Annotated in this window: 28 protein-coding genes and 1 tRNA gene; 24 read left to right on the top strand and 5 right to left on the bottom strand. The window is 46.2% G+C overall.

Annotation, left to right across the window (positions count from 1 at the left end):
- Positions 1-15 precede the first annotated feature (15 nt).
- From rpmH to MEALZ_RS19830, 21 genes are all read left to right on the top strand, one after another.
- Positions 16-150, top strand: a complete 135-nt coding sequence (gene rpmH, locus MEALZ_RS22445; RefSeq protein ID WP_084685550.1) for a 50S ribosomal protein L34 — start codon at positions 16-18, stop codon at positions 148-150.
- A gap of 4 nt (positions 151-154) precedes the next feature.
- A complete protein-coding gene (gene rnpA / locus MEALZ_RS19925) occupies positions 155-523 on the top strand; it encodes a ribonuclease P protein component (protein ID WP_014150458.1) in 369 nt (122 codons plus the stop codon).
- The gene (gene yidD / locus MEALZ_RS22440; protein ID WP_084685548.1) at positions 505-726 is read left to right on the top strand and encodes a membrane protein insertion efficiency factor YidD; all 222 of its coding nucleotides are present in this window, start codon (positions 505-507) and stop codon (positions 724-726) included. Before rnpA ends, yidD begins: the two co-directional genes overlap by 19 nt.
- A 5-nt stretch (positions 727-731) precedes the next feature.
- A complete protein-coding gene (gene yidC, locus MEALZ_RS19920; protein ID WP_014150457.1) occupies positions 732-2,429 on the top strand; it encodes a membrane protein insertase YidC in 1,698 nt (565 codons plus the stop codon).
- A 7-nt stretch (positions 2,430-2,436) separates the two neighbouring features.
- Positions 2,437-3,783 (top strand): tRNA uridine-5-carboxymethylaminomethyl(34) synthesis GTPase MnmE, encoded by a 1,347-nt coding sequence (mnmE, locus tag MEALZ_RS19915; RefSeq protein ID WP_014150456.1) that lies wholly within the window; start codon positions 2,437-2,439, stop codon positions 3,781-3,783.
- Between the two features lie 760 nt (positions 3,784-4,543).
- The gene (locus MEALZ_RS19910) at positions 4,544-4,786 is read left to right on the top strand and encodes a hypothetical protein (RefSeq protein ID WP_014150455.1); all 243 of its coding nucleotides are present in this window, start codon (positions 4,544-4,546) and stop codon (positions 4,784-4,786) included.
- An 82-nt stretch (positions 4,787-4,868) separates the two neighbouring features.
- Positions 4,869-4,958 (top strand) — tRNA-Ser (locus tag MEALZ_RS19905).
- A 151-nt stretch (positions 4,959-5,109) separates the two neighbouring features.
- Entirely contained in the window at positions 5,110-6,285 is a 1,176-nt protein-coding gene (locus MEALZ_RS19900) for a tyrosine-type recombinase/integrase (RefSeq protein WP_014150454.1), read from the top strand.
- Between the two features lie 55 nt (positions 6,286-6,340).
- Positions 6,341-6,655 (top strand): type II toxin-antitoxin system HicB family antitoxin, encoded by a 315-nt coding sequence (locus tag MEALZ_RS19895; protein ID WP_046061723.1) that lies wholly within the window; start codon positions 6,341-6,343, stop codon positions 6,653-6,655.
- Positions 6,656-6,712: 57 nt separating this feature from the next.
- The gene (locus MEALZ_RS19890; protein WP_014150452.1) at positions 6,713-6,961 is read left to right on the top strand and encodes a type II toxin-antitoxin system HicA family toxin; all 249 of its coding nucleotides are present in this window, start codon (positions 6,713-6,715) and stop codon (positions 6,959-6,961) included.
- Between the two features lie 1,128 nt (positions 6,962-8,089).
- Positions 8,090-8,473, top strand: coding sequence for a DUF7673 family protein (locus MEALZ_RS19885; protein ID WP_014150451.1), 384 nt, complete (start codon positions 8,090-8,092; stop codon positions 8,471-8,473).
- Entirely contained in the window at positions 8,470-8,907 is a 438-nt protein-coding gene (locus MEALZ_RS22885; RefSeq protein WP_162472996.1) for a BRO-N domain-containing protein, read from the top strand. The genes MEALZ_RS19885 and MEALZ_RS22885 overlap by 4 nt, the downstream gene beginning before the upstream one ends.
- The gene (locus tag MEALZ_RS19875) at positions 8,870-9,457 is read left to right on the top strand and encodes a hypothetical protein (protein WP_014150450.1); all 588 of its coding nucleotides are present in this window, start codon (positions 8,870-8,872) and stop codon (positions 9,455-9,457) included. The genes MEALZ_RS22885 and MEALZ_RS19875 overlap by 38 nt, the downstream gene beginning before the upstream one ends.
- Positions 9,458-9,467: 10 nt before the next feature.
- Complete coding sequence (locus tag MEALZ_RS19870) at positions 9,468-9,707, top strand: hypothetical protein (RefSeq protein ID WP_014150449.1); 240 nt, start codon at positions 9,468-9,470, stop codon at positions 9,705-9,707.
- 216 nt (positions 9,708-9,923) lie between these two features.
- Positions 9,924-10,745, top strand: a complete 822-nt coding sequence (locus MEALZ_RS19865) for a hypothetical protein (protein ID WP_014150448.1) — start codon at positions 9,924-9,926, stop codon at positions 10,743-10,745.
- A 164-nt stretch (positions 10,746-10,909) separates the two neighbouring features.
- Complete coding sequence (locus MEALZ_RS19860; RefSeq protein ID WP_046061286.1) at positions 10,910-11,164, top strand: helix-turn-helix transcriptional regulator; 255 nt, start codon at positions 10,910-10,912, stop codon at positions 11,162-11,164.
- Positions 11,165-11,183: 19 nt separating this feature from the next.
- Positions 11,184-11,519, top strand: coding sequence for a hypothetical protein (locus MEALZ_RS19855; protein WP_014150447.1), 336 nt, complete (start codon positions 11,184-11,186; stop codon positions 11,517-11,519).
- Complete coding sequence (locus MEALZ_RS19850) at positions 11,512-13,527, top strand: DUF927 domain-containing protein (RefSeq protein ID WP_014150446.1); 2,016 nt, start codon at positions 11,512-11,514, stop codon at positions 13,525-13,527. Before MEALZ_RS19855 ends, MEALZ_RS19850 begins: the two co-directional genes overlap by 8 nt.
- 337 nt (positions 13,528-13,864) lie before the next feature.
- Positions 13,865-14,272, top strand: a complete 408-nt coding sequence (locus MEALZ_RS19840) for a hypothetical protein (RefSeq protein ID WP_014150445.1) — start codon at positions 13,865-13,867, stop codon at positions 14,270-14,272.
- A 31-nt stretch (positions 14,273-14,303) separates the two neighbouring features.
- Positions 14,304-14,603 (top strand): hypothetical protein, encoded by a 300-nt coding sequence (locus MEALZ_RS19835; RefSeq protein ID WP_014150444.1) that lies wholly within the window; start codon positions 14,304-14,306, stop codon positions 14,601-14,603.
- Between the two features lie 53 nt (positions 14,604-14,656).
- On the top strand, positions 14,657-15,283 hold the full coding sequence (locus MEALZ_RS19830; RefSeq protein ID WP_014150443.1) for a hypothetical protein: 627 nt from the start codon (positions 14,657-14,659) through the stop codon (positions 15,281-15,283).
- Between the two features lie 43 nt (positions 15,284-15,326).
- Here MEALZ_RS19830 and MEALZ_RS23845 read toward each other — a convergent pair whose 3' ends face one another.
- Positions 15,327-15,608 carry an ogr/Delta-like zinc finger family protein gene (locus MEALZ_RS23845; RefSeq protein WP_046061282.1) on the bottom strand — a complete coding sequence of 94 codons (282 nt, stop codon included), beginning with the start codon at positions 15,606-15,608 and terminating at the stop codon, positions 15,327-15,329.
- Positions 15,609-16,153: 545 nt separating this feature from the next.
- On the opposite strand from MEALZ_RS23845, the gene MEALZ_RS19820 reads away from it, so the two are divergent.
- The 3 genes from MEALZ_RS19820 (at position 16,154) to MEALZ_RS22880 (ending at position 19,441) form a co-directional block, all read left to right on the top strand.
- Positions 16,154-16,732, top strand: coding sequence for an HNH endonuclease (locus MEALZ_RS19820; protein ID WP_014150441.1), 579 nt, complete (start codon positions 16,154-16,156; stop codon positions 16,730-16,732).
- A 79-nt stretch (positions 16,733-16,811) separates the two neighbouring features.
- Positions 16,812-19,286, top strand: a complete 2,475-nt coding sequence (locus MEALZ_RS19815; protein ID WP_014150440.1) for a phage tail length tape measure family protein — start codon at positions 16,812-16,814, stop codon at positions 19,284-19,286.
- Positions 19,286-19,441 carry a hypothetical protein gene (locus tag MEALZ_RS22880; RefSeq protein WP_014150439.1) on the top strand — a complete coding sequence of 52 codons (156 nt, stop codon included), beginning with the start codon at positions 19,286-19,288 and terminating at the stop codon, positions 19,439-19,441. Before MEALZ_RS19815 ends, MEALZ_RS22880 begins: the two co-directional genes overlap by 1 nt.
- 538 nt (positions 19,442-19,979) lie before the next feature.
- Here MEALZ_RS22880 and MEALZ_RS19810 read toward each other — a convergent pair.
- The 4 genes from MEALZ_RS19810 to MEALZ_RS19795 all read right to left on the bottom strand — a co-directional run bounded on the left by MEALZ_RS19810 (position 19,980) and on the right by MEALZ_RS19795 (position 22,188).
- Positions 19,980-20,366: a hypothetical protein gene (locus MEALZ_RS19810; RefSeq protein ID WP_014150438.1), complete on the bottom strand. Its 387-nt coding sequence runs from the start codon at positions 20,364-20,366 to the stop codon at positions 19,980-19,982.
- Between the two features lie 216 nt (positions 20,367-20,582).
- A complete protein-coding gene (locus tag MEALZ_RS19805; RefSeq protein WP_046061281.1) occupies positions 20,583-20,777 on the bottom strand; it encodes a CPXCG motif-containing cysteine-rich protein in 195 nt (64 codons plus the stop codon).
- Entirely contained in the window at positions 20,777-21,607 is an 831-nt protein-coding gene (locus MEALZ_RS19800; RefSeq protein ID WP_014150436.1) for an SDR family oxidoreductase, read from the bottom strand. The genes MEALZ_RS19805 and MEALZ_RS19800 overlap by 1 nt, the downstream gene beginning before the upstream one ends.
- 5 nt (positions 21,608-21,612) lie before the next feature.
- Positions 21,613-22,188 (bottom strand): hypothetical protein, encoded by a 576-nt coding sequence (locus MEALZ_RS19795; RefSeq protein ID WP_014150435.1) that lies wholly within the window; start codon positions 22,186-22,188, stop codon positions 21,613-21,615.
- Positions 22,189-22,285 lie beyond the last annotated feature (97 nt).

Here is a 22,285-nt window from a genome sequence, read left to right as displayed (position 1 = left end):
CCAGGATTACAGGCCATGAAAAGAACCTATCAACCCAGTAAAATTAAACGCGTAAGAACACACGGCTTTCGTGCCAGAATGGCGACTAAAGGCGGCCGTAAAGTCATTAACGCCCGTAGAGCCAAGGGCCGTGCCAAACTAACAGTCTAATTGATTGACGGACAAGGTATTTAGTTTCCCGCCGCAGTTAAGGTTAAGGAAGCCTTCTGAATATAAAAAAGTCTTTACCAGACCGGTAAAATCGAGTGATGCTTATTTCACATTACTGGCAGTTAGAAATGAGTTTAATCATCCTCGACTAGGTCTGGCAATTGCGAAAAAAATCATTAAAAAGGCTGTGGACAGAAATATGCTCAAAAGGACTGCCAGGGAAAGCTTTAGACTACAACAACACGAATTGATCAATATTGATGTTGTTGTTATGGCCCGAAAAGATGCACTCAATGCATCACCGGAACAATTACAAAAGTCATTGGCAAGGCATTGGCTTAGGTTGGTAAACCGATGCGAGTCTTACTCATAGCAATTATAAAGTTATACCAATACTTTATAAGTCCATTGTTAGGTAAAAACTATCGTTTTTATCCCAGCTACTCCTGCTATGCCTTAGAGGCGCTCCATCAACATGGAGCCGCCCGGGGCACCTATCTTACATTCCGAAGAGTATTAAAGTGTCACCCTTTTCACGAAGGCGGGCTTGATCCTGTTCCAGAAAAAATTTGGTAAAAAGAATGGATAACATTAGATTTATATTAGTCGTTACTTTTGCAATGCTGATCTATATGCTCTATGACGCATGGCAAATCGATTACGGACCAAAACGCGAAACTCCTCCTGTCGCACAACAAACGCCGCAAGACCTTAAGGAAGACTTGCCCACGGCAACCGGCGAACCGCAGGCCGAGTCACGCGCTGAAGCAAAACCCATAGCAACTGAGGTTATCGAACCGGGCGCTATTATTAGCGTAACAACCGATGTTCTGGCGTTGGAAATCGATCCAAAAGGCGGCACGATTCGCAACCTCGATTTGTTGAAATATCCTCGTGAAAAAGAAAACACAGCCGTTGAATGGGTTTGGAATCTGTTCGGCTTTTCGAAACCGGAAAAAGACCTTAGTCCAATCCGTTTATTCGACAGCAACCCGGAAAGATTATTTCTGGCGCAAAGCGGTTTGATTGCCGCAGAGGGTTCGGCAAATGCAGCGACTCACCATAGCATATTTAATTTTGAAAAAGATCAATACCTTTTAGGTGAAGATCAAGATACCATCACTGTACCGTTGACATGGACCAATAATGAAGGACTGACTGTCACTAAAACACTCACCTTTAAACGCGGCAGTTATGCCATTGAAGTCAATCAAACAGTCTCTAACGATTCGACGCAACCTTGGACCGGCCGGCAATATAAGCAATTGTTAAGAGTTCCGTATAAAGATGAAGCAGGCCATACTTTTATTAGAACCTATGCCGGCGGCGTCGTTTATACCGAAGAAAATAAGTATCAAAAAGTCAGTTTCGACGACATGGCGAGCGACAAGCTGAATGTCAAAACGACAGGCGGCTGGAGTGCGATGATCCAGCATTACTTTGCAGCGGCATGGATTCCGCCCAAAGACCAGGAAAATACGTTTTATACCAAAGACCTTAAAGATTGGCGTTATGTAATCGGTTCCTATTCTCCAGCGTTTACGGTCGAGCCGAATTCCGACATGGAGTTTAGCGCACAATTGTTTGCCGGCCCTAAAATACAGCCGATGATGGAAGAAATCGCCAAAGGTTTGGAACTAACCGTCGATTACGCTTGGTTAACGATCATTGCCAAGCCGATTTACTGGTTACTGAATCAAATTCATGGCTTTGTCGGTAACTGGGGTTTGTCTATTATCGGTGTGACCTTATTTATTAAACTGCTGTTCTTTAAACTTTCGCAAACCAGTTTTCGTTCGATGGCGAAAATGCGCAAGATTCAGCCGCGTCTGAAAGAACTGCAAGAACGTTTTGCCGATGACAGACAGCGTTTCAACAAAGAAATGATGGACATGTATAAACGGGAGAAAGTGAATCCCTTAGGCGGCTGCTTGCCGATATTGGTGCAAATTCCGGTCTTTATTTCTTTGTATTGGGTACTGGTCGAAACCGTTGAATTGCGTCAAGCTCCGTTTGCCTTGTGGATGCAGGATCTATCGGCGCAAGACCCGTTTTTTATCTTGCCGATCCTGATGGGCATTACGATGAAAATTCAACAAAGTTTAAATCCTGCCCCGATCGATCCGTTGCAAGCGAAAATCATGAAAATGTTTCCGATCGTGTTTACGGTATTCTTTCTATTCTTCCCGGCCGGTTTGGTCTTGTACTGGGTGGTCAACAATACGCTGTCGATCATTCAACAATGGTACATCACTAAAAACTTGGAAGATGCTAAGTAAAACCTGAGTGGACATCGGTACCAACAATACCATTGCCGCGATTGCCACGCCGCCCGGAAACGGCGGCGTCGGCATTGTACGGATATCGGGACCGGCGGTTTCTATTATTGCCGCTAAATTAACCGATCGTCCGTTACCGCCAAGATATGCCGTATTGACACCGTTTATCGATAGCGACGGTTCAGTCATCGATAGCGGCATCGCCATCTACTTCCCTGCCCCGGCTTCCTATACCGGGGAAGATATTCTTGAACTGCAAGGACACGGCGGTTCGATCATTCTCGATATACTTCTTAAGCGCGTCTTATCGCTTGGCGCCCGCCTTGCACGGCCCGGCGAATTTACCGAGCGAGCCTTTCTTAACGGTAAGATTGACTTAGCACAAGCAGAAGCGGTTGCCGACTTGATAGAAAGCAGCACCGAACAATCGGCGCGTTCCGCACAACAATCGATGCGGGGTGTTTTCTCGAAACAAATTAACGAATTGGTTGAAGAACTGACCGAACTCAGAATCTATGTTGAAGCGGCCATCGACTTCGTTGATGAAGAAATCGATTTTCTTGGCGACGGAGTGGTGCAAAATCGTATCGACCGATTGGCGGAAAAGATTCGGACTATCTTGGCGACTGCGCAACAAGGTCGATTGCTGCGCGACGGCATGACGATCGTATTGGCCGGTAAACCCAATGCCGGAAAATCCAGTTTATTAAACGCCTTGGCCGGCCATGACGCTGCGATTGTGACCGATATTGCCGGCACTACACGCGACGTGTTGAAAGAACGTATACAAATCGACGGCATGCCGCTGCATATCATCGATACGGCAGGTTTACGCGACAGCGACAATGCCGTTGAAAAAGAAGGCATACGCAGAGCACGAGAGGAAATGAACCGGGCAGATAAAGTCTTATTGATGATCGATGCCACAGATCCCGAACATCAATCAATAATCGATAACTTGCCCGAACACGTACCGGTCACAAAAATTTACAATAAAATCGATCTAATCGGTATTAAACCTGAGATTCGCGAATCCGAACAAGGTACACAGATTTATTTATCCGTAAAAAAAGAACAAGGCCTTCATCTTCTCAAACAGTATTTGAAAAACAGCATCGGTTATCAATCCGAAACCGATAACGTTTTCATTGCTCGTAGACGGCATATCGAAGCTTTACAAAAGGGTTTGATGTTCGTGCAAAGCGCTCAAGCGCAATTACAAAACCATCAAGCCGGTGAATTAGTGGCCGAGGATCTCAGACAAGCGCAGCATTGTCTTGGTGAAATTACCGGTGCGGTTTCGTCCGATGATCTTTTAGGGCTCATTTTTTCCAGCTTTTGTATCGGAAAATAACCCGCGATTTTACAACATACCGAGACCCAAACGACAAAGAATAAATGATTTAAATTCAATGATTAGCGGCTAAAGTACCGCTATTTTTTTAGTCGCTTATGTCTTTTCTTTTGTGATTTTCCCCCCATACTACACCCGGCAATACTTAGGTGTAACCAGGTGTAAAAAATGAAGGTATCCATTGAAAAACGGCTTAGGAACGAGCATGAAATAACTTAGACAACTGTCGGAAGGGGTTTGGTGGCTCGATTGACAGGTGTCGGCGGCAGGGATAGCAGCCGTCAAGCCTACATGGACGTATTCACTGCGTCCTATCAAGCGAGTCACCAAACCGCCACAAAGCCTACTACTTGTATAAGTTATTTTGTGCATATTCCTTAATTCGAAAGGCGATAAATTAAACCTAAGGCTTGCTTATTGGTTCGGCAGTTATACCGTATTCTAAGACGGCAAGAATAAAACCAAGCACAAGCGCAAGGTAGAGAATTTAAACTTGTTCTTGTAGCCGACCCACAAAACCGAATCGAAAAGCAGCACAACAAAGAAACCGAACTTTTAGCCGAAACGATCCGAGCCAAGCGAGTAAACGAGGCCGCGAAAGGAGAACACGGCTTTAACGATGCCAAAAAAAGTAAGGTCAGATTCTTTGATTTATACCGCCAGTTAATAGAAACCAAGCGCACCGGTAAAAGTCATAGTGAAATCAGAGTAACGATGATTTACGCAGACATCATCGAGCAATCAAAACAAAGGTGAAGCCATGAAAATACAGCCGCAATACATCACCAACGCAGCCGGAGAAAAAATATCGGTCGTTTTATCGCTGGATGATTACGAAGAAATGCTAGAAGACCTAGCCGCAATCGCCGAACGCAAAGACGAGCCGAGCGTAGCCTTTGACGAGGCAATTAAGGCGCTTACGAAAAATAGAACTTGTTCCATAGCGTTATACTCATCGTATATCAAACTCCCCGGCGCCTCCTCGGACATTGCCGAAATTTGAAGTATATAACGAATCCACGAACAAGTGGAATTCTGATTTTCCGCTTTAAAGAAATAGCACGACACGTTAATATATAAGCGTTGGAGGGATGCCGGAGAGGCTGAACGGCCCTGACTCGAAATCAGTGGGGGGCGCAAGTCCCACGAGGGTTCGAATCCCTCTCCCTCCGCCATATCTACATTTCATGACAACCTTTAGTGTTTTTAAAGATTGATACTAAAGGCATTTTATTAAACATTCCGTTCATTAAATCCTTTTAAGTTTGCACAATAAGACGGTATATTTGACGGTATACCGTCAACGAAAAAAGGATATACCGTCAAATGACTCTCACTGTTAAAGATCTACGCGATGCGGAGCCGCGCGACAAGCAATATAAGCTGACCGACCGCGACGGCCTCTATGTGCTTGTGCATCCCAATGGTGGAAAATATTTCCGCTACGATTATCGCTTTGGCGGAAAACGAAAGACACTTGCACTAGGCACCTTTCCTGAAACTTCGTTGCGGCAGGCTAGAGACGCACTGCACGAAGCAAAGCAACAAGTAAAAAGTGGTATCGATCCTGCGTTATCCAGGCGGATAGAAAAAGCTGGGCTCACGAAAAACACCTTCGAAGCGATCGCAGTTGAATTTCTCGGTCAGCACGAACACGAATGGAGCGAAACGCATTATGTTCGCGTCAAGCGCATGCTCGAAGCGGATGTTATCCCCTGGCTTGGCAATCGACCGGTTAGCGCACTGACAGCACCCGAAGTGCTCGAAGTCCTCCGTCGTATCGAAAAACGCGGTGCGCTCGAATCGGCAGCGAGAACCAAGCAGATCATCGGGCAGGTGCTACGATACGCCATTGCCACCGGCCGAGCCGAGCGCGACGTGGCGGCCGACCTCCGTGGCGCACTGAAGGCGCCGACGCATGGAAGCTTCGCAGCCATTGCCGAAGACCCAGAAAAACTTGGGAAACTGTTACGAGATATAGACAATTACAAAGGTTCTTTCGTGCTACGCATGACCTTAGCCATGCAACCGTTTGTATTCGCCCGTCCGGGCAATTTGGTTTCTATGATGTGGGACGATATCGACCTCAATGAAAGGCTATGGGCGCTTGATGCCACAAAAATGAAAATGCGGCGACCTCACATAATCCCACTTTGTTCTCAAGCCATCGACATTTTGGAAGAAATCCGTCCTCTAACCGGATCCAGCCCTTATGTATTCGCTAGCGAATATGGCACCGGCAACAAACACATTTGCCGAGAATCACCTGGGGCGGCCTTACGTCGAATGGGATATCTGGGAATCCAAACCATGCACGGGTTTCGAGCGACCGGGATGAGTCTATTACGCAAAGCCCAGTTTCCAAAAGATATGATAGATAGGCAATTGTCGCACGCCAAGAACAACACCAAAGATCCCTATGATAGATGGACTCAGTACCCAGAGCGGCAAGTAATGATGCAGTATTGGGGAGATTTCCTGGAGCGGATAAAAAAGCAATAGATTAAGTCAAGCGACTATGTACAATAAAATCCGAGATAAACAAAAAAGGTGCGCCATGAATCCTGAACAACTGATTATGAAATGCTATGCCGAACAAGAAGGTGATTGCTGGGTGGCCGTATGCTTAAATTTCAACCTGGCCGCTCAAGGGGACACATACGAGGAAGCTAAAACCAAACTCGAATCGATGATCCGTGAATACGTTCATGATGCACTTATCGGCGACGACAAACCCTATGCAGCGCAATTACTCTCAAGAAGCGCACCGCTATCTCTATGGCTTAGATATCAAATCATTCGGCTAAAAATCGCGCTTTACCATACTCACCAAAAAATATTCGACGAAACCCTACCGCTACGCCCTGCATGAGCAGTACATTTGTACGGTACAGATTCCTAAAAAACGCCCCCTACCTCTACGCCCTGTATGAGCAGTCAATACCCTCCGCTAACCTGCAAAGAGGTTAAAAGGATCCTGGCATACTTGGGATTCGTTGCCAGACCGCAAAAAGGCACATCACACGAGCAATGGGTAAAAGAACACGATGGCGCTCTGTATAAGGTTACCGTCGATTGCCCAAAGTCCCCTTTTACGCAAACGCTCATCAAAAGCATGGCCGCCCAAGCCGGCATGACCAAAAAAGAGTTTTACCGCATCTTCCGGTTAATCAAATAACCCCCTCCCGAACATCACCTACCTTATAAGACAGGGATCGAACAGCCGACACCGATCGCAAAGTTGGTTGCTCGATACCCAATACCTTTTATGGTCCGGAAATGCCGCACCATAAAAAGAACATCGTCACAATTCACAGCATAGTTGTCTTGAATAGATCCGCATCCAGCGAAGGGAATTCCGGCTTCAATTTTTCGGCAAAATAGGCCCCTCCCGGCAAAAACAAAAAAAAGAGACCCTATATATTAGATTTTCTGTGTTCCTGTGTTCCCTAAACCCTCTATCCCTTATAAATAAAGGTCTACAGCCGGAACACAGGCATTAAAATTTGTGTTCCCTGGAACACAATTTGTGTTCCCTAGCTTTTCGGGAACACAGCTGTGTTCCGGGAACACAAATTTTATCGGCCTGTGTTCCCTCTTAGTTATTGATTAATAAAAGGAAAACGGCTAAAAATAGGCTAGGGAACACAGGGAACACAGATTTACATAGGGGGGTATATATTTTTTCCCACTCATAAGAGTTTACGATAACGTTACCTTTTAATACTATGTTTTAATAAACTTTTTTTATTATACGTAACCGGAAAAATAAATTTTTAGCGGCAAAAATGGAATTTCGGGAACACAGCTGTGTTCCGAATAGAAGGAGGGCACGAGAAAACACAGCGACAAATAAAACGCTAAAAAAAACTTGACGAACAGGAAAAACACATCTAATCTTAAAACCGTTGATTAATACAAATCAGCACGGAATTGGCGTTCCGGAATCACGGCGTAAAAGCCGCTGCACAGCGGTTTTTTTACGCGTAAAATCAGCTTTATGTCGGGCTGATGAGGCACTCGAAAGAGTGGCCGGTTCCGTGATCCGGTACGCCAACTTCATCAGTCCGGCACCCATAATTGGCGTTGTGGTTGCCGGGATTATTTACTTAATCACGGAGTCATCACGATGACCACTCAAGCATCACGCGCACCCTCACCCGCGCATCAATCAACATTCCAATTTAATCTCGTTCGCCGAAATCGCGTTATAGCGCGCTTCAGAATCGAAACTCTATCGGCCGCCGACTTAAGCATCCTGCTAAAGTCCGGATACAACCTCCAGCTACCATTGGAGGGCTAAGTCATGGCCGCATACGACCCCGCCGACACCCACGAAGAAGACCGTAACCAAGCCGTTAATGAATTTCTACACAGGCTAAACGCGTTCGATGCCGAACGCCAGTCAGCACTAGAGGCAGGAGTTCCCGCATTAGGCCGTTTGGCGAAAATTGCCGGCGGCGATACTGGCCAGGCGTCGAAAGTACGCAGATTTCTGCTCGGGCTTTACAATGGCCCTCGATTCCCTTTCGTCCTGACCGAATTACGGGGCTTAGACAAGCAACTATTCGAAGACTGCATGTCTGTGCTACGTTTGGATGCCCGAGCGACCATCAAAGAGGTGCATCAGTATTTTACCAACGGCTCTGATTTGTTCGAAAAATGGGCAAAGCTGGAGAGCAAGCGATGAGCCACAAAACTGAATCAACATTGTTTCTATACCGTCTTTTTGCCGCAACTGAGTTGATCGATATTGAATCGATCTTGCGGTCGGTCCATGCTGAGGTTCGGATAATAAACGACGACACCGGCAAGCCTTGGTTATGCGCGAAGGATCTCTGTCGAGTAATCGGCATTGCCTGGAGCGGTTCAACACTGGCAGGACTACCCACCGCAGGCCGGCGAAGAATCCCGACACCGACCGCCAGCGGAACACAATCACTCGTTTATATCGATGCGACCCTGTTTATCTGTTTGATTTTTCGATCAGAGAAACCACCCGCGCGGGCTATCGCCGAAGCCTTGCGCCGACGCCTAGCAAAATCGGCGAACACACCAAGCAAATCAATCCCTGGAGATAAAAAACATGAATACCCAATCCACCATTGCACCGCAACCGCATAAATCGACGTTGACTTTTTTGCTCAACTTCCAAGAGGAAATCGAAACCGAAATCGTTCGATTGGAAACAATCTGCTCACTGCTCGAAATGTCCGACGCAGCCAGCGAAGACGGACAATCATTGCGGCGATTCGCGATATTGCTAAAGCCGGTTGTAATGCTTTGCCGGCGATTTGCAAAACACGTCGACGAAGTCTACCGAAGCGATAAACCGGACGCCAAAAAAGTCGCTGAACTCAATCGCAGTCCGCACATTGACAATGCTTTCAAACAACTGGATGCATTAGTCATGTTGGTTTTGCAGATCGAGGAGAAAACAGCGCTCGGCCAGACTTGGTACATACTGCACCCGGTTTTAAAGCGGCTGGAAGAGCTGCATTCTGGATTCCTAAAGAATCTCAAATTAGCAATGACTTCGTTAAAGATTACCGAGTCGTTTATGCTCCGAAACAGCGGTCGAGAGCAAATCATTGCCAAAGAAAACCCCGATCCAAAACGTTACCGCAGGATCGCAACCGGGTTTGACGGGAACACTTACGAATCACTTGATTAGAGGAAATCAGATGGCTACAACTAAAAACGAAGAATTGATTGAACTCGCCGAAAGCCTGCAATCAACGCACGAAGCGCTCCGTGGATTTTCTAAATTGCTTTGCATCGCCGGAGGAACTAGCGAAGGAGCAACTTTAGATGGCCCCGGGGACCTGGCTTATTTGATAATGAAACAGCAGGATGCGCTTGTTTATCGCCTGCTTGATATAGCATACGGAAAGAACGTTACTGAGGAGGTTTCGAGCGAATAATAGGCATAAAAAATGCCGGTCCGGCTAGTTTAGATGACGAGGCTTAACGCCGGACCGGCGACCACACGATGATGTGACATGTCGATAATACACCTTTTGGCGTCAGCGTCAAAGATTTAACCAGTTAGCGGACGGATAGGCCGACGGGCCGAAAACGGGAATGCCGTCAACCCGCTTCCGTCCGCACCTTATGACGGCTAAGTAAGGCGGCGTACTATGAATTTTGATGCAGTTGAAGTTTATTTTATCGGGCGTGGCCGTTGGTGGCGCTCTGTCGATGGTGCGGACTATCGGCAGTTCGAACGGTTCGCGAGTGATGAGGATCATTATCGAGAATCTAGTCACAGCAGAAAGATGATGCTGTTCATGCCGGTCAGCGAGTCCCGGCGAGTCAAGGGCGTTTTCTCGCTAACGGCTGAAGATGCAGGTTTTGCCAAGCACGGCGAAAAATGCCCGAGTAACCTGTACGTGCTAATGCCCAGCAGTTCGGAAGACAGCGTGTATTTGAATGACGTTCGGTATAACCGGATCCCTGACAGAGGCGATTTATTTTTCGAAGTTGAACACCTGGAGTCGATCAATGTTGTTGAGCACGTGCCTTTTCCAATAAAAGAGGATTCTAAGTCAAAGGATGCTGAAACGAAATCCGGAATTAATAAACCGAAATTAGGCAAGGCCACTAGAAAGCTATTTACGCATCTTTATGTCAGTGACACTAAAAGATTCATGGAACAAGCACATGCACTTGGCGACTTTCGAATAAGCCTCACTGAAAAGGACGTAAAAAACCTAATCGAAACCGAAGACCCTGAATCATGCCCTATTGAGCATTACGAGCAAATGTTTCTCGTGATCGCTATTTGCAACTTCCAATGGGACATCAGCAAAGCCAAGCGACCAGGACGAGGCAATGGCAATGCCGCTAACACTAATATCGAGATTTATTTAACGGGTGATTATCCAGTAAAGCCTATCGTAAAAGCCGAAACTTTGGCGAAATGGCTCAAAATTTTGGATGAAAAATACCGCATTCGATGACCCTAAAATACGATTTTATAAAATCGTATTTTCCCTAGAGGCGGCGAAAACCAATCCTAAAATACGATTTTAAAATTTATAAGTCGAATCGTATTTTTTCTTATTCAAATACTTTTTTCACTTGTGCAAAATTTATTCGAACTTAACGACGAGGTTTAAAAAAAATGACAAACGAAAAAGAAATTAAGCTGCAACCTTTTATCCTCCCCCCCGATGGATCCTTGGTCCGCGCGTACGGTATTTTGGGGGATCGAAAAAAGGGCATTATCGGTTGTTGTGAGATGAGTCGAACGATGTTGTGGAGCCAAGTCAACATCGGAAGATTTCCAAAACCACTAAAAATAGGACGAATAGCCGCCTGGCGAGCGGAGGACATACGGGAATATCTCAAGGATCCCGAGAATTATCAGGCCCGCTGAAAAATTGGCAAATAATGAAATGGCTTCTTTCAAAGAAACAGTCGAATCAAAAGGTTCCAATCGGGACGTGATTATATTAATCGGCGATCAAGCGCGGCAAGTGGTAGAAAGCACGTGGGCCTGCAATTCACCGAAGTTGGTATTTAATGAAAATATCGATCCGTCCGACATCAACTGGCCGGTCGAAAACAAGACTGTCATTTTACGCCTCTGCGGAAACACAATAAAAAACGAACAACCTTTAAAGTTAGTACAAAACCTTCTCGAAGCGGGGGCTTTATACGTTTTGGTTGTTTATCAAAACCTGGAAATGATGCGATTCGAACCCGAAATGGAGGACTTTAAAGTTGAGTGAATTTATCGAAGGAGTTGAAATAATCGAGCCGGGCGTTGCCAAAATTAAGATAAAAGAAAAATCCAACGTCGTAAAAATGCCGTCGAAGGTCCAAAAACAAAAAGACTCAGAACCCTACGGCGACGGTGCTTATAAAAACATCGACGGTGCAATTCATCATGTTCGTAAAACCAAAGAAGGTGGGGTGTTTTGGGCAAAAATTTGCAACTTTACCGCTCTGATAGAAGCAACACACTCCCTCGATGACGGCCTCCAGCGGCAAACGAAATACAAAATATCGGGCGTTCGTGAAGATGGGGCAAAACTGCCTGAAATCGAGGTTATTGACACTAAATTCCACGCGGGAACGTGGGTCAACGAACACTGGGGACTGAGTGCGAGAATCGAGCCCACCGCCAGCGCATCGAGGAGGGTAACTGATGCTATTCATGTATTCAGTATAGAGAACGGCAATATCCCATCGAAGGATTCCCGTGCGTTCCTGGGGTGGGAGTTTGAAAAAGGAATATGGCGTTATCTACACAACAACGGTGCGATCACGAAAGATGGACTTGATGAAAGCGTCAATGTCGAGCTTTCCGGAAACATGTCACGATACCAGTTACCTAAACCGGACATCGATAGATGTAAGTCCTCATTTCGACTTGTTAATGATTTTTTAAACATTTCAGAAGGCAATCCGAAAATCGGCGCAGCGCTGTTTGCCGCCGTGGTCAGAGCACCGCTCTATACCGCAGCTGCGATCGATTTTTGCCTCTTTTTGCAAGGCACGACCGGCAGCAAAAAAAGTTCAACAGCCGCAGTCGCATTAAGCTTTTTCGGCGACTTCTCGTTCAGAACATTAACACAGAATTGGCATTCCTCTGAATCTGACCTCGAAATGACCGCTTTCTCCGGGAACTGTGCACTCACGGTTTTCGACGACTGGAAACTCGGAGGCGGAACGGCCTCGGATGCCGCGCGAATGCGGTCGAAGCTGGAGCGCTTTGGCCAATCGACCGGCAACCAGGCCGGACGAGGAAGGAGAAATGCAGACTTGAGTGCGCGGCCGACGCCCTACAACCGATCGATGGCCGTGATTACCGGTGAAGAGCTTCCGTCCAGCTCAAGCCTGTTGGCTCGAATGCTGGTGTTAACGATCAACAAAAACGATGTTGATTTAAAGAAGCTAACACACCTACAAGGTGCAGCAAAGGATGGTCATTTGGCTGAGATCATGTCCTCGTACATTCAATGGTTGGCACCGCAAATGAGTAAATTATGCAAAACCTTGCCAGACCATATTGTTAAGCGACGCACAACGGCGATTGTCGAAGGTTTTGCCTCGTCACATCCGCGGGCGCCTGACATTTACGGGAGCTTGTCCTCTGCGATCGATATATTTTTTCAATTTGCCGTGGAAAGCAAGTTGATCGGTTTAACCGATGCCGAGCAGCAAATTTTAGAAATCGAGAGACGATTAAAGGCCGCATTTACCGAGCAGTCCGAGCATCAGCAGGAGGCCGACATCGTGCGCCGCTTTATGGCGCTACTGGCGACAGCGCTCTCGAGCGGTCAGGCGCACATTGCAGATGCGGCAAGCGATCACATTCCGGCCCGTAGCCCCGAGCGCTTTGGGTGGCGTCGTCAAAACGGCTTTTTAAAGAGAGACAAAATGGATAGATCGACAGATCCGCATGAGCAACAAGATGTCGATGGAAGATTCTTTGAATATGAACCGAGAGGCGCCCGAATCGGCTGGGTTAAACAGGACGAAATCTGGCTGGATGCTGACGCGGCGTATGCTGCTGCTCAGGCGGTTGCTTCGCAACAGAGGGAGCCAATTTTGACGACTAAAAATGCGATCCTCCAACAAATGGTCGAAAAAAAGATAATCGAGCAAACATTGACCCGAAAAACCGGATCAATAATATCAACCGTTCCTCGAGCCATTAACGGGAGCAAACGAAGGGTCGCGGTAATTCTTGAAAAAAGCCTATATGACGAGGTGAATGATGAACAAAATTAATCCGCAATTGATTGCCGAAAAACTTAGGCATGAGATGTATTTCTCCCCACTAATCGGATCGTGGCACATGCGATATAGGCCGAATTCCAGTGCACTAGACATCGATCGATGGTTTTTAAAGGGTATCCGATCCCCGGCGCCTGGCGAATTTTCCCCGGTCCATCCGGAGTATGCTCGTAGGGAAATTATTCGCGCGATGGAGAGAGCGGGTGCTGATCTTAATATCACTGATATTAATCGTCTGGAAAAGCTGCTCCGACTTTATTTGCTCCCCGATGAACGATGTCTTAAAGGCAGAAAACAACCCACTAACAATTTAAAAAAAAAGGTATAGAAAATGAGTGAAACACCAACCACATTAGACCAACTCAAGGCGCAGGGGCTGGGCTTAGACATTTATAGGTGCCATGTTCGCGCATGGCCAACCTCAAAAATGACCGAAGCGCAGTATCAAACGATCACAGATAGCATTCCGGATCTAGTCGATCAATTGGCCTTGCAGGAAACCGAAAACCCCTCGACGCCGAGCATGGGCTCCAATTACCCGACCGATCCGGATCTCGCCGGCTACAAAATGAAAACACTGGAACGTCGGGTCGAAGTCGGCGAGGATTTTTATTTATGGCCGATTCCAGCCGATAAACGTGCGGAGCTTGGCTGTCGAGGTCCCGATCCGGAAGGATGGCGACCTTACCCGCTGGCGTATGCAACCGGAAACGGTCCCTCGGGATCACAGCTTCGTTAAATAATCAATCAACACATAGGTAATAAAAAAGATGAGTGCAATACATCACAGCAGAAAACCCAGCGATCACTCAATAAAGCAAATGGCGTCGCTGTTCAGTGGCGTTAAAGATTCCATCGAAACGCTCATTGACCTCGAGAAGCTAGAGGGTTCGTCGAAATATGAAGCGATGTTCAAAATTCGAAAGAACATTGCCGATTATAGGGAGTTTCGCAATCACAACGACCTTCGATTTTCCCGGGAGCATGAGGCCATCTTAATCGCACTGGACGCGCTCATTGAGACGATCGTGGAGACATTGGCTAAGGAATCCAACCCCTATTTAATTTAACGAGAAGCGTCGTCGTGACCGGCGACGCTCACTTTTATCGAACGAGGATAGTCATGACAAAACAAGCAAAAAACCCCGATCAGTGGGAGGCAGTTCAGCAAGAAATTGCCAACATCGATTCAATGATGAGCCTGAAGCGGACGGACATCAAAGAGATCGAAACACAAATCGCGCAAGAGGAAGGTCGGTATTACGAACTAACCGAACGTCTAGCGAACGCACAGCGCGACATTGCCCTTCGGAGATTATCGACCGAGGATTATTTGGAGCTACGCAAAAATAAAGAGGATCTTGAGCAGCGGCTCAAGGTTTTGCGTGAGACTCGCCAAATGCAGCAGGAGGGCTTAAAAATCCTGGGATACGAAAAAACAAACCTAGCCAAGGGCGGCGCTATCGCATTGAAAAGGATCGCTGCAAAACAGGCTGAAACCGACCTGGATGCGCTAATCGGTGCCGCAGCCCCGCTGCTAACCGAGTGGATTTCGAAAGTCATCACTAAAAATGCGCTGCAATTCGACGGCTGGAATCTCGCTCAGAAAAACGAACAAATGGAGCGGCTCTACCAAGCAGTGGGCACCGATTTATTTAAAAAATTGCAACGACCGACCGCAATACAAGCGCGGCAGGCCGTTATCGCCGCAATCCGCAAAAATCAGCCGGAATTGGAAGATGCGGCGTAGGTCATCCTAGTGCATTGCCTAATATCTGTTTTCGCCGTGTCGCTCAATTTTCGAGGTCGTTTTTCTCCGCATCCTCCGCGCGGATTTGCTCAAGCACCGCGCGTCGCTCTTCCGGGGACAGGGCGTCGAGTGCAGCAACGGCGGCTTGGTATGTATTGGTTTTAGGTTGCCTTATGTTGTGCTCGTACTCGCTGCTCATGACCCCAGTAGCACCGCAACCTTTTACGTTTGTGCACTGAACGTAAAGCCTCTGCTTAGTCGCTGAAATTTCCTCAGTAGAGGCCACAATAAGTTTTGATCGGCAGTGTGGACAAAGCAATTTCATATTCCCTCAATTGAGGTTAGACAGAATGGAGTATCGGTGGCATTGCAACTATATCACGGAAGATATCGCAGATGATCTTGCGACGATTGTTAAGGACTATTTTGAAGAAGCAATCCTTAATTCGTTGGGTGTTACGCCGAAAGCCATCATACAAAGCCTCCGCGAGACTCCATCAAAAACACTTGGCAAAATAGCCGCATAACGCACTAAAAGAGGAACAGCCTTATGATTCGCTTAATCAATATCGAAAGCGTTAAAGATTCAAGACATTGATTTATAAAACAATAAGTTACAATTCACGATACAAAAGACGGCGTTATAACATAACATCAACCTTAACCCATGCAAAAAACGGTCGAAAATTGTTAAACATCCATGACAAACCCCACTAACGCTAAGGCATGCAAAAGGGCCGCCGTAAACCGTTGAAAAAAATAGTGTATTTTGCGCGGGGGAGGAGGCGTGAATTTACCTGCTGCCTTTTGTTAATAATGAACTGCCATTATGATTTATTATTTCCTATTTATTAACAATTGTTGTCCAGTATGAAACCCGATCTTACACAAGAACTTTTAAAATCACTTGTCGATTATGATCCAGCAACCGGAAGATTCACCTGGAGAAAACGAACTGCTGATATGTTTACGTCAATAGATGCTTGTATTGCTTGGAATGAATCAAATGCAGCCAAACCTATAGGCGCATTTTTTACTAATCAAAGGGGGCATACTTACATACGAGTATCTATTTTAGGTAAAGCTTACATGCTTAGCCGACTTATTTTTTTCTACATGACTGGACGTTGGCCTGTCGGCGATATCATGCACCGAGACAGAGATGGGACCAATAACGCCTGGTCCAACCTAAAAGAGGTGAGCAGAATCGAAAATATGCGAAGCCTGGCCATGACTAAACGCAATAGCTCTGGCTTTGTGGGTGTCTCTTGGGACCGGCACAAAAACAAATGGCATGCCTCGATAATGGTGCGTTACAAAACAATCCACCTTGGTTACTTTGACGACAAGCTCGATGCAATAGCCGCAAGGTCAAAGGCTAATCGTGATCTTGGGTTCGATCCGCTACATGGGCGCCGCCGGCGAAAATCGGACAACAAACAAACTTAACCTATATCAAAATTTATGCCCAGATCAAGCGGCATAAAGGCCAATTCATTAAATAAAATTTTTACATAAAGGAAAAAAAATGTCTGTTCGAGATCTTGCACTCAAAATTAGAATTAATGCGGAGGATAAAGCATCTTCTGTTCTGGACTCGATAAAAAACAATGCCGGCAAGATCGCTACCGCGATAGCCGGCTTTTTCTCGGGTAAATTTCTATCGGCCTCGATCGAGGACGCTAAAAACCTCGAAACACAATACCTCAAGCTCGATCAGACCATCAAAGCCACCGGCGGAGCGGCCGGGCTTACAGCCGATGAAATCGTCGAAATGTCGAAGCGGCTCGACGAGGCGACGAACGGCAATGCTGAGGAAATTCGGGACGCGGCTAATGAGCTTCTGACCTTCAAAAAAGTCGGTAAAGACGCGTTTGAAACGACCTTGATGCTAGCGTTGGACTTGGCTGAGGCTGGTTTCGGTTCGGTAGAAACAAACGCGGTGCAGCTCGGCAAAGCGCTGGAAGATCCCGTTAAAGGGCTAACGGCTCTGAGCCGTTCGGGCGTCACATTTACCGACCAGCAAAAAGAGCTGATCAAATCACTCGTCGAGACTGGCCGGCAAGCCGAGGCGCAGGGCGTTATTCTCGAAGCGGTGTCCGGGCAAGTCGGCGGTGTCGCCGAAGCGGCGGGCAAAGGCTTGGCCGGGGCGCTGGATTTAGTGTCCAAACGCTTCACCGACGTTCGCGAAAAAATCGGGGGCGCAATAATCCCGGTACTGACTGATTTAAACACGCGGTTTGCGAATTTTATTCAAAGACTTTCGGACTCCGGAGCAATCACACGATTCAGTGAATTGCTAGCATCGGCGTTAAAAAATGCCGGTGATGCATTTTTATCATTCGTCGAAAAAATAGATTTCGATACATTGATCAACAGCTTGCGAGGATTTGCAGAGGCATCTACCGCCACATTCAATGGCACCGTCCAGTTTATTCAAGAATACGCCGGGGCTATAACAAATTTAGCAAAAGTTTGGTTGATGCTGAAATTCGGCGAATATATCGCCGGGTTCAAAAATGTCGCAACTGCTGTCGTTACGACGACGAAAGCGTTTTTATCGGGTGCGTCGGCGACTGCCGCTTATTCAGTAGCGACCAGTGCATCGGCAGCAGCCAATACCGCAGCGGCGGCCGCTGCATCTAGGCTAGGTTTGGCAATTAAAGCGATCCCTTATGCGGCATTAGCCGCCTCGATTATCGATGTTGGTGGGAAAATATTGCAGTTGGTTACCGCAAAGGAAAAATTAGCCGACGCCGAATCTAGCGCAGCAGACAGCTCCCAACGTCTTCAAGATCGTTTCAAGGAATTGTCTGCTGCCACAGGCATAACTATCACGAGCATGGCCGGCTTAGACGCGGCAGTTAAAGATGGATCGATCGTTTTTGATGAGCAGCAGGGATATATCGCAGCGGCGGCGCAAAAATTACGCGATTACAATGCAGAAGTGCTTGCAGCGACCGTTAGCCAGGCTGAATTTGTTGGTGAATCCGGTAAAACCGTCGGCGAATTAACGAAAATAGGCAACGAGGCTGAGATAACGCTGCAAAAATTTAGGGCTTGGTCCGATGGGACTGACGAGTCGGTTACGTCGGTAACTGAAGGACTAAAAAAACTCAGAGACACCGATTTGTCTGCATTTAAACAAGCATTAATCGACGCTTTTGACGCGGGGATCAATAAAACCGACGAGCTAAATCAGGCGCTAAAAAACATCGAAACCGAAGAGATTCGACGCGCATTTTCAGACCTTGGAGTAGAATCCGCCGCTCAATTGCAGGCAGCAGCGGACAAAGCAAAAGCGGCATTCGAGAAAATAAGATCCAGCGGCATTGCGACTACCGAAGACCTACAACGCTCGTTCACGTCATACGCGAAAACCGTCATCGATGCGAATAACGGCGTGGTCCCGGCCGCGCTGCAACACGAAGCGGCACAATACGGCGTCAAGATCGCTTACGATGAAACCGGCCGCGCGATCATTACCGCGACCAATGCACTGGATGATTTCCATAATAAAGGAAGAGACGGCGCCAACCAGCATGCGCAATCGCTATCCAAACTCGAAATGGCTTACATGAGCATGGCTCAGCAGCAAGCCGACATGCAATCGGTCATGAATGTCCCGCATGAGAATAAGCAGACACGCGCTGGATTCTCATATCAGTTTAGCGCTGAAACTAAAGACGCAATCGATCAGCTAGAGGCTGCAGGCCGCGATATCAACAAAATCATTGCGCAATACAATCAAGAAGTTTTTAGAGCTATAAAAACCGGCATCGGAATAAAGAGCAGCGAATTTACGCTAGAGGACAGAATACAGAAATTAGCGTCCGGTCTACCAGAAAACACGCAGAAAATGAGCGTGGAGACACGCGCGAGAGAAACGATCACGCTTGATTTGAAACTCGGCAATCAAAAAATATCCGGACAATTCGACGACAACGAACAAACCCGCGAAATGCTTCGAGAACTCGAGCGTGCCAGTCGCGTAATGCAATAATGAATTTAATCGCGCGCGCGATGGGGAACGATCAAGCAACGGTCAAGCAAATGAAAACCAGCATTGGCACCGCGCGCGCCGCGATGCCGAACTTAATTGGGTTCGATCCGCTGCATGGGCGTCGCCGGCGAAAATCGGACAACAAACAAACTTAGCAATTATTGTTTCATTAATGGAAACGATACCCATATCAACATTTATGCCTAGCTGTAAGCCTTGTTATTCGTGGCTTTCGGCAAGTTGGCACGAAATCATGCTAGCGTTTTGATTATTCGCTAATCGTGAACAATAAAATTTTGCCCTGAACCGTTATTGTCTAGGTGTGTGATGCGCCACATGAGGTGTGCATTGTGCGTTAAGCTGACAGATACGCAGATGCCGAACATGTTCGGCATTTTTAATAGACGGTATAAGCAACGGTATATTGCTTTGTTAAAGTCTGTAATATACTGTTTTATATTTAAAATAACTTATTATTCGAATCCCTCTCCCTCCGCCATTTCAACATTTTAATTTAGACGCTGATGTCTACAAACAGCGGCATTTAAGGTCTTTATCCGTTCAAATCATTAATAAGAAAGCTTCAGCCAATTTCACCAGATAGACACCATCGGTGATTAATTAAATCTTGAATTCAAGTCATAAAAAAGGGCGCTAAAAGCGCCCTTTCTATACAGCTAATAATTTAAATAATTAAATTAAGCCAGGTAATTCGCTATACTTTTTCAAAGCGCTTTGCAGAGCTTCATCGACACCATCCAAAGATCCTTTTCTAGAGGCACTGCGAGCTTTTTTCAGTGGACGATTCGCGCGTGCACGAGCAACGTCAACCTTGTCATTGGCATTAATTTCTTTGCTCATATCCAGAGCTTCTTTGACTAAAGCAGCCACTTCATCGGCCGAAGAACCGGCTGCAACTGCGTCGATCGCAGCTTGAATTTTTTCGGAAGTCAATTTGATTGCTTCTGCAGGCTCATATGAAATTCTGCCTGGATCGCTTTCAGCCATTACAGGGGTAGCAAAAGCGCCCATAGAGCTAGCAATAGCCAGAGATAACAATACCTTTCTTAAAAATTTCATGTCTAACTTGTCCTCATGTTGTCATAGTAACTATTATTCAGCAATGCAGCAGAAATTCCATCAAATTAAAGCTACTTAGCGCTGGCTATTCTAACGTAGATTGCCGCAATATCAAACTCAAATTAAAACAAAGCGTATCAATTCAACCAAGTATAATTGTAGGGTAATGCTGATGCTTGGCTTAGAAAGTTTATCGAATATGATTACGTTATAGGTTCAATCCTCGTCGCGTTTGCAAGCAACATGTGCTTGACCGTTATCATCGACTTCGATTTGCACGTAAATAGGAGAGCAGCAAACCGAGCAGTCTTCGTAATAACTTTGTGAACCGGAAGGGATATCCAACAATAATGAAATCGTTTCGCCGCAGTAAGGACATTGAATCGACAATTCTTCTAAATCGCTAAACATCAAACTTTAAGTAGCAGAGTATCGAGCCAGGACATCGGTAAAATACGTTTGAGATAACCAAATAAATAAGTAGGAAAAGTCACGTAATAACGGATTTTGGGTCGTTTCGATTCCAAAGCATGAATTACCTTTTCGGCTACGGCTTCTGGCGGCAATGTAAAAGGTACGGCAGGCCCTTCTTTTTGCAAGCGGGTTTCCATTGCAGCATAGCGATCCTTATGAAAACTATTGCTTGGGTCGATGTTTTTTTTGAAAAGCGCGAAGGCGTTTTTACGAAAATCGCTCAGTATCGGTCCGGGTTCAATGATCGATAAATCAATTCCGGTACCTTTAAGCTCCAGTCGTAACGTATCGGCTAAACCTTCCAAAGCAAATTTACTGGCGTTATATGCGCCCCGGTAAGTCATGGCGACAAATCCCAATACCGAGCTATTATAAATAATTCTGCCCTGCCCTTGTCGGCGCATGATCGGAATGAGTAAATTGGTCAGTTCGTGCGTGCCGAAAAAATTAGTTTCGAATTGAAACCGTAATACATCACGACTTAAATCTTCGACCGCGCCCGGTTGGCCGAAGGCGCCATTATTGAACAATGCATCGATTCTACCTTCGGTCATGATCAACATTTCGGAAACGGCTTGTCGAATCGACGCGCTATCGGCAAGATCGAGCTTTATCGTTTCAAAGCCTTCCTCTCTGAGTCGGTCGACATCGTGTTGTTGCCTAGCCGAAGCAATAACACGATGACCTCGTTGTTTGAGTATGTGCGCTGTCGTATAACCGATTCCGGACGAACAACCGGTGATTAAAATTATTTTACTGTTAGACATTAAGATTATTGGAGTTCGGTTTCATTAAAATAAGCCGATTCGCCGTTACTACAATCCACCAAAAAAACCAAGTTTTCCAGAGTACTTCTAACATTCAGCTCCGAGGATTCGACACGATCGCAGCGTCCCGATGCCAGTTGTTTTTGTGCGGCCAATCTTCTCATACGCTCAATTTCCGGGAGACGCGATTGAAAGCTTTGTACCAAGGGCTTTAATTTGTCGTATTCGTAAGGCGGAATGGCATAAGCGGTAAATTGAACCGGATTATTTTTAATTAAGGTTTGATTAATTTCGGTTTCTTCTTTGGCATTCGCTAAGAATTGCTCTTGTTTTTGCTGTAATTGCTGTTCGGTTAGTTCCTGTTGTTTTTGCAATTCACGTTGCTGAGCTTGCCTCTTTAGTTGTTCGCTTTTATCAATCGCTCCGCCGGTTTTAAAATTGATCTGGACACTTTGGTGATTTTCATCGCAAGGCTTGGCTTGATAAATGGTTTTCCCCAAGGAATCGACACATTTAAAAGCATCGGCGTGAGCGATAGTTGAGACCGAAATAGCCAGTATAAAAATTGTAAGTCGCATCATGGTATTCTCGTCGTATTGTTATTACCTGACAATCACATAGCCGCAGCAAATCGAATGAAAGCAATTCATCAGTGAAAATATATGTTAATTATAAGTC

The sequence above is a fragment of the Methylotuvimicrobium alcaliphilum 20Z genome (genome assembly GCF_000968535.2).
In the GTDB taxonomy this organism is placed as follows: domain Bacteria; phylum Pseudomonadota; class Gammaproteobacteria; order Methylococcales; family Methylomonadaceae; genus Methylotuvimicrobium; species Methylotuvimicrobium alcaliphilum.
Note: the sequence above shows the minus strand (reverse complement) of the source record. Positions and strands in the feature narration are given on the sequence as shown.

Bases quoted from the DNA above. Each gene is read 5' to 3' on its own strand.
- rpmH (WP_084685550.1), top strand. From the start codon at position 16: ATGAAAAGAACCTATCAACCCAGTAAAATTAAACGCGTAAGAACACAC.
- yidD (WP_084685548.1), top strand. From the start codon at position 505: ATGCGAGTCTTACTCATAGCAATTATAAAGTTATACCAATACTTTATA.
- yidC (WP_014150457.1), top strand. From the start codon at position 732: ATGGATAACATTAGATTTATATTAGTCGTTACTTTTGCAATGCTGATC.
- MEALZ_RS19910 (WP_014150455.1), top strand. From the start codon at position 4,544: ATGAAAATACAGCCGCAATACATCACCAACGCAGCCGGAGAAAAAATA.
- MEALZ_RS19900 (WP_014150454.1), top strand. From the start codon at position 5,110: ATGACTCTCACTGTTAAAGATCTACGCGATGCGGAGCCGCGCGACAAG.
- MEALZ_RS19895 (WP_046061723.1), top strand. From the start codon at position 6,341: ATGAATCCTGAACAACTGATTATGAAATGCTATGCCGAACAAGAAGGT.
- MEALZ_RS19890 (WP_014150452.1), top strand. From the start codon at position 6,713: ATGAGCAGTCAATACCCTCCGCTAACCTGCAAAGAGGTTAAAAGGATC.
- MEALZ_RS19885 (WP_014150451.1), top strand. From the start codon at position 8,090: ATGGCCGCATACGACCCCGCCGACACCCACGAAGAAGACCGTAACCAA.
- MEALZ_RS22885 (WP_162472996.1), top strand. From the start codon at position 8,470: ATGAGCCACAAAACTGAATCAACATTGTTTCTATACCGTCTTTTTGCC.
- MEALZ_RS19875 (WP_014150450.1), top strand. From the start codon at position 8,870: ATGAATACCCAATCCACCATTGCACCGCAACCGCATAAATCGACGTTG.
- MEALZ_RS19870 (WP_014150449.1), top strand. From the start codon at position 9,468: ATGGCTACAACTAAAAACGAAGAATTGATTGAACTCGCCGAAAGCCTG.
- MEALZ_RS19865 (WP_014150448.1), top strand. From the start codon at position 9,924: ATGAATTTTGATGCAGTTGAAGTTTATTTTATCGGGCGTGGCCGTTGG.
- MEALZ_RS19860 (WP_046061286.1), top strand. From the start codon at position 10,910: ATGACAAACGAAAAAGAAATTAAGCTGCAACCTTTTATCCTCCCCCCC.
- MEALZ_RS19855 (WP_014150447.1), top strand. From the start codon at position 11,184: ATGGCTTCTTTCAAAGAAACAGTCGAATCAAAAGGTTCCAATCGGGAC.
- MEALZ_RS19840 (WP_014150445.1), top strand. From the start codon at position 13,865: ATGAGTGAAACACCAACCACATTAGACCAACTCAAGGCGCAGGGGCTG.
- MEALZ_RS19835 (WP_014150444.1), top strand. From the start codon at position 14,304: ATGAGTGCAATACATCACAGCAGAAAACCCAGCGATCACTCAATAAAG.
- MEALZ_RS19830 (WP_014150443.1), top strand. From the start codon at position 14,657: ATGACAAAACAAGCAAAAAACCCCGATCAGTGGGAGGCAGTTCAGCAA.
- MEALZ_RS23845 (WP_046061282.1), bottom strand. From the start codon at position 15,608: ATGAAATTGCTTTGTCCACACTGCCGATCAAAACTTATTGTGGCCTCT.
- MEALZ_RS19820 (WP_014150441.1), top strand. From the start codon at position 16,154: ATGAAACCCGATCTTACACAAGAACTTTTAAAATCACTTGTCGATTAT.
- MEALZ_RS19815 (WP_014150440.1), top strand. From the start codon at position 16,812: ATGTCTGTTCGAGATCTTGCACTCAAAATTAGAATTAATGCGGAGGAT.
- MEALZ_RS22880 (WP_014150439.1), top strand. From the start codon at position 19,286: ATGAATTTAATCGCGCGCGCGATGGGGAACGATCAAGCAACGGTCAAG.
- MEALZ_RS19810 (WP_014150438.1), bottom strand. From the start codon at position 20,366: ATGAAATTTTTAAGAAAGGTATTGTTATCTCTGGCTATTGCTAGCTCT.
- MEALZ_RS19805 (WP_046061281.1), bottom strand. From the start codon at position 20,777: ATGTTTAGCGATTTAGAAGAATTGTCGATTCAATGTCCTTACTGCGGC.
- MEALZ_RS19800 (WP_014150436.1), bottom strand. From the start codon at position 21,607: ATGTCTAACAGTAAAATAATTTTAATCACCGGTTGTTCGTCCGGAATC.
- MEALZ_RS19795 (WP_014150435.1), bottom strand. From the start codon at position 22,188: ATGATGCGACTTACAATTTTTATACTGGCTATTTCGGTCTCAACTATC.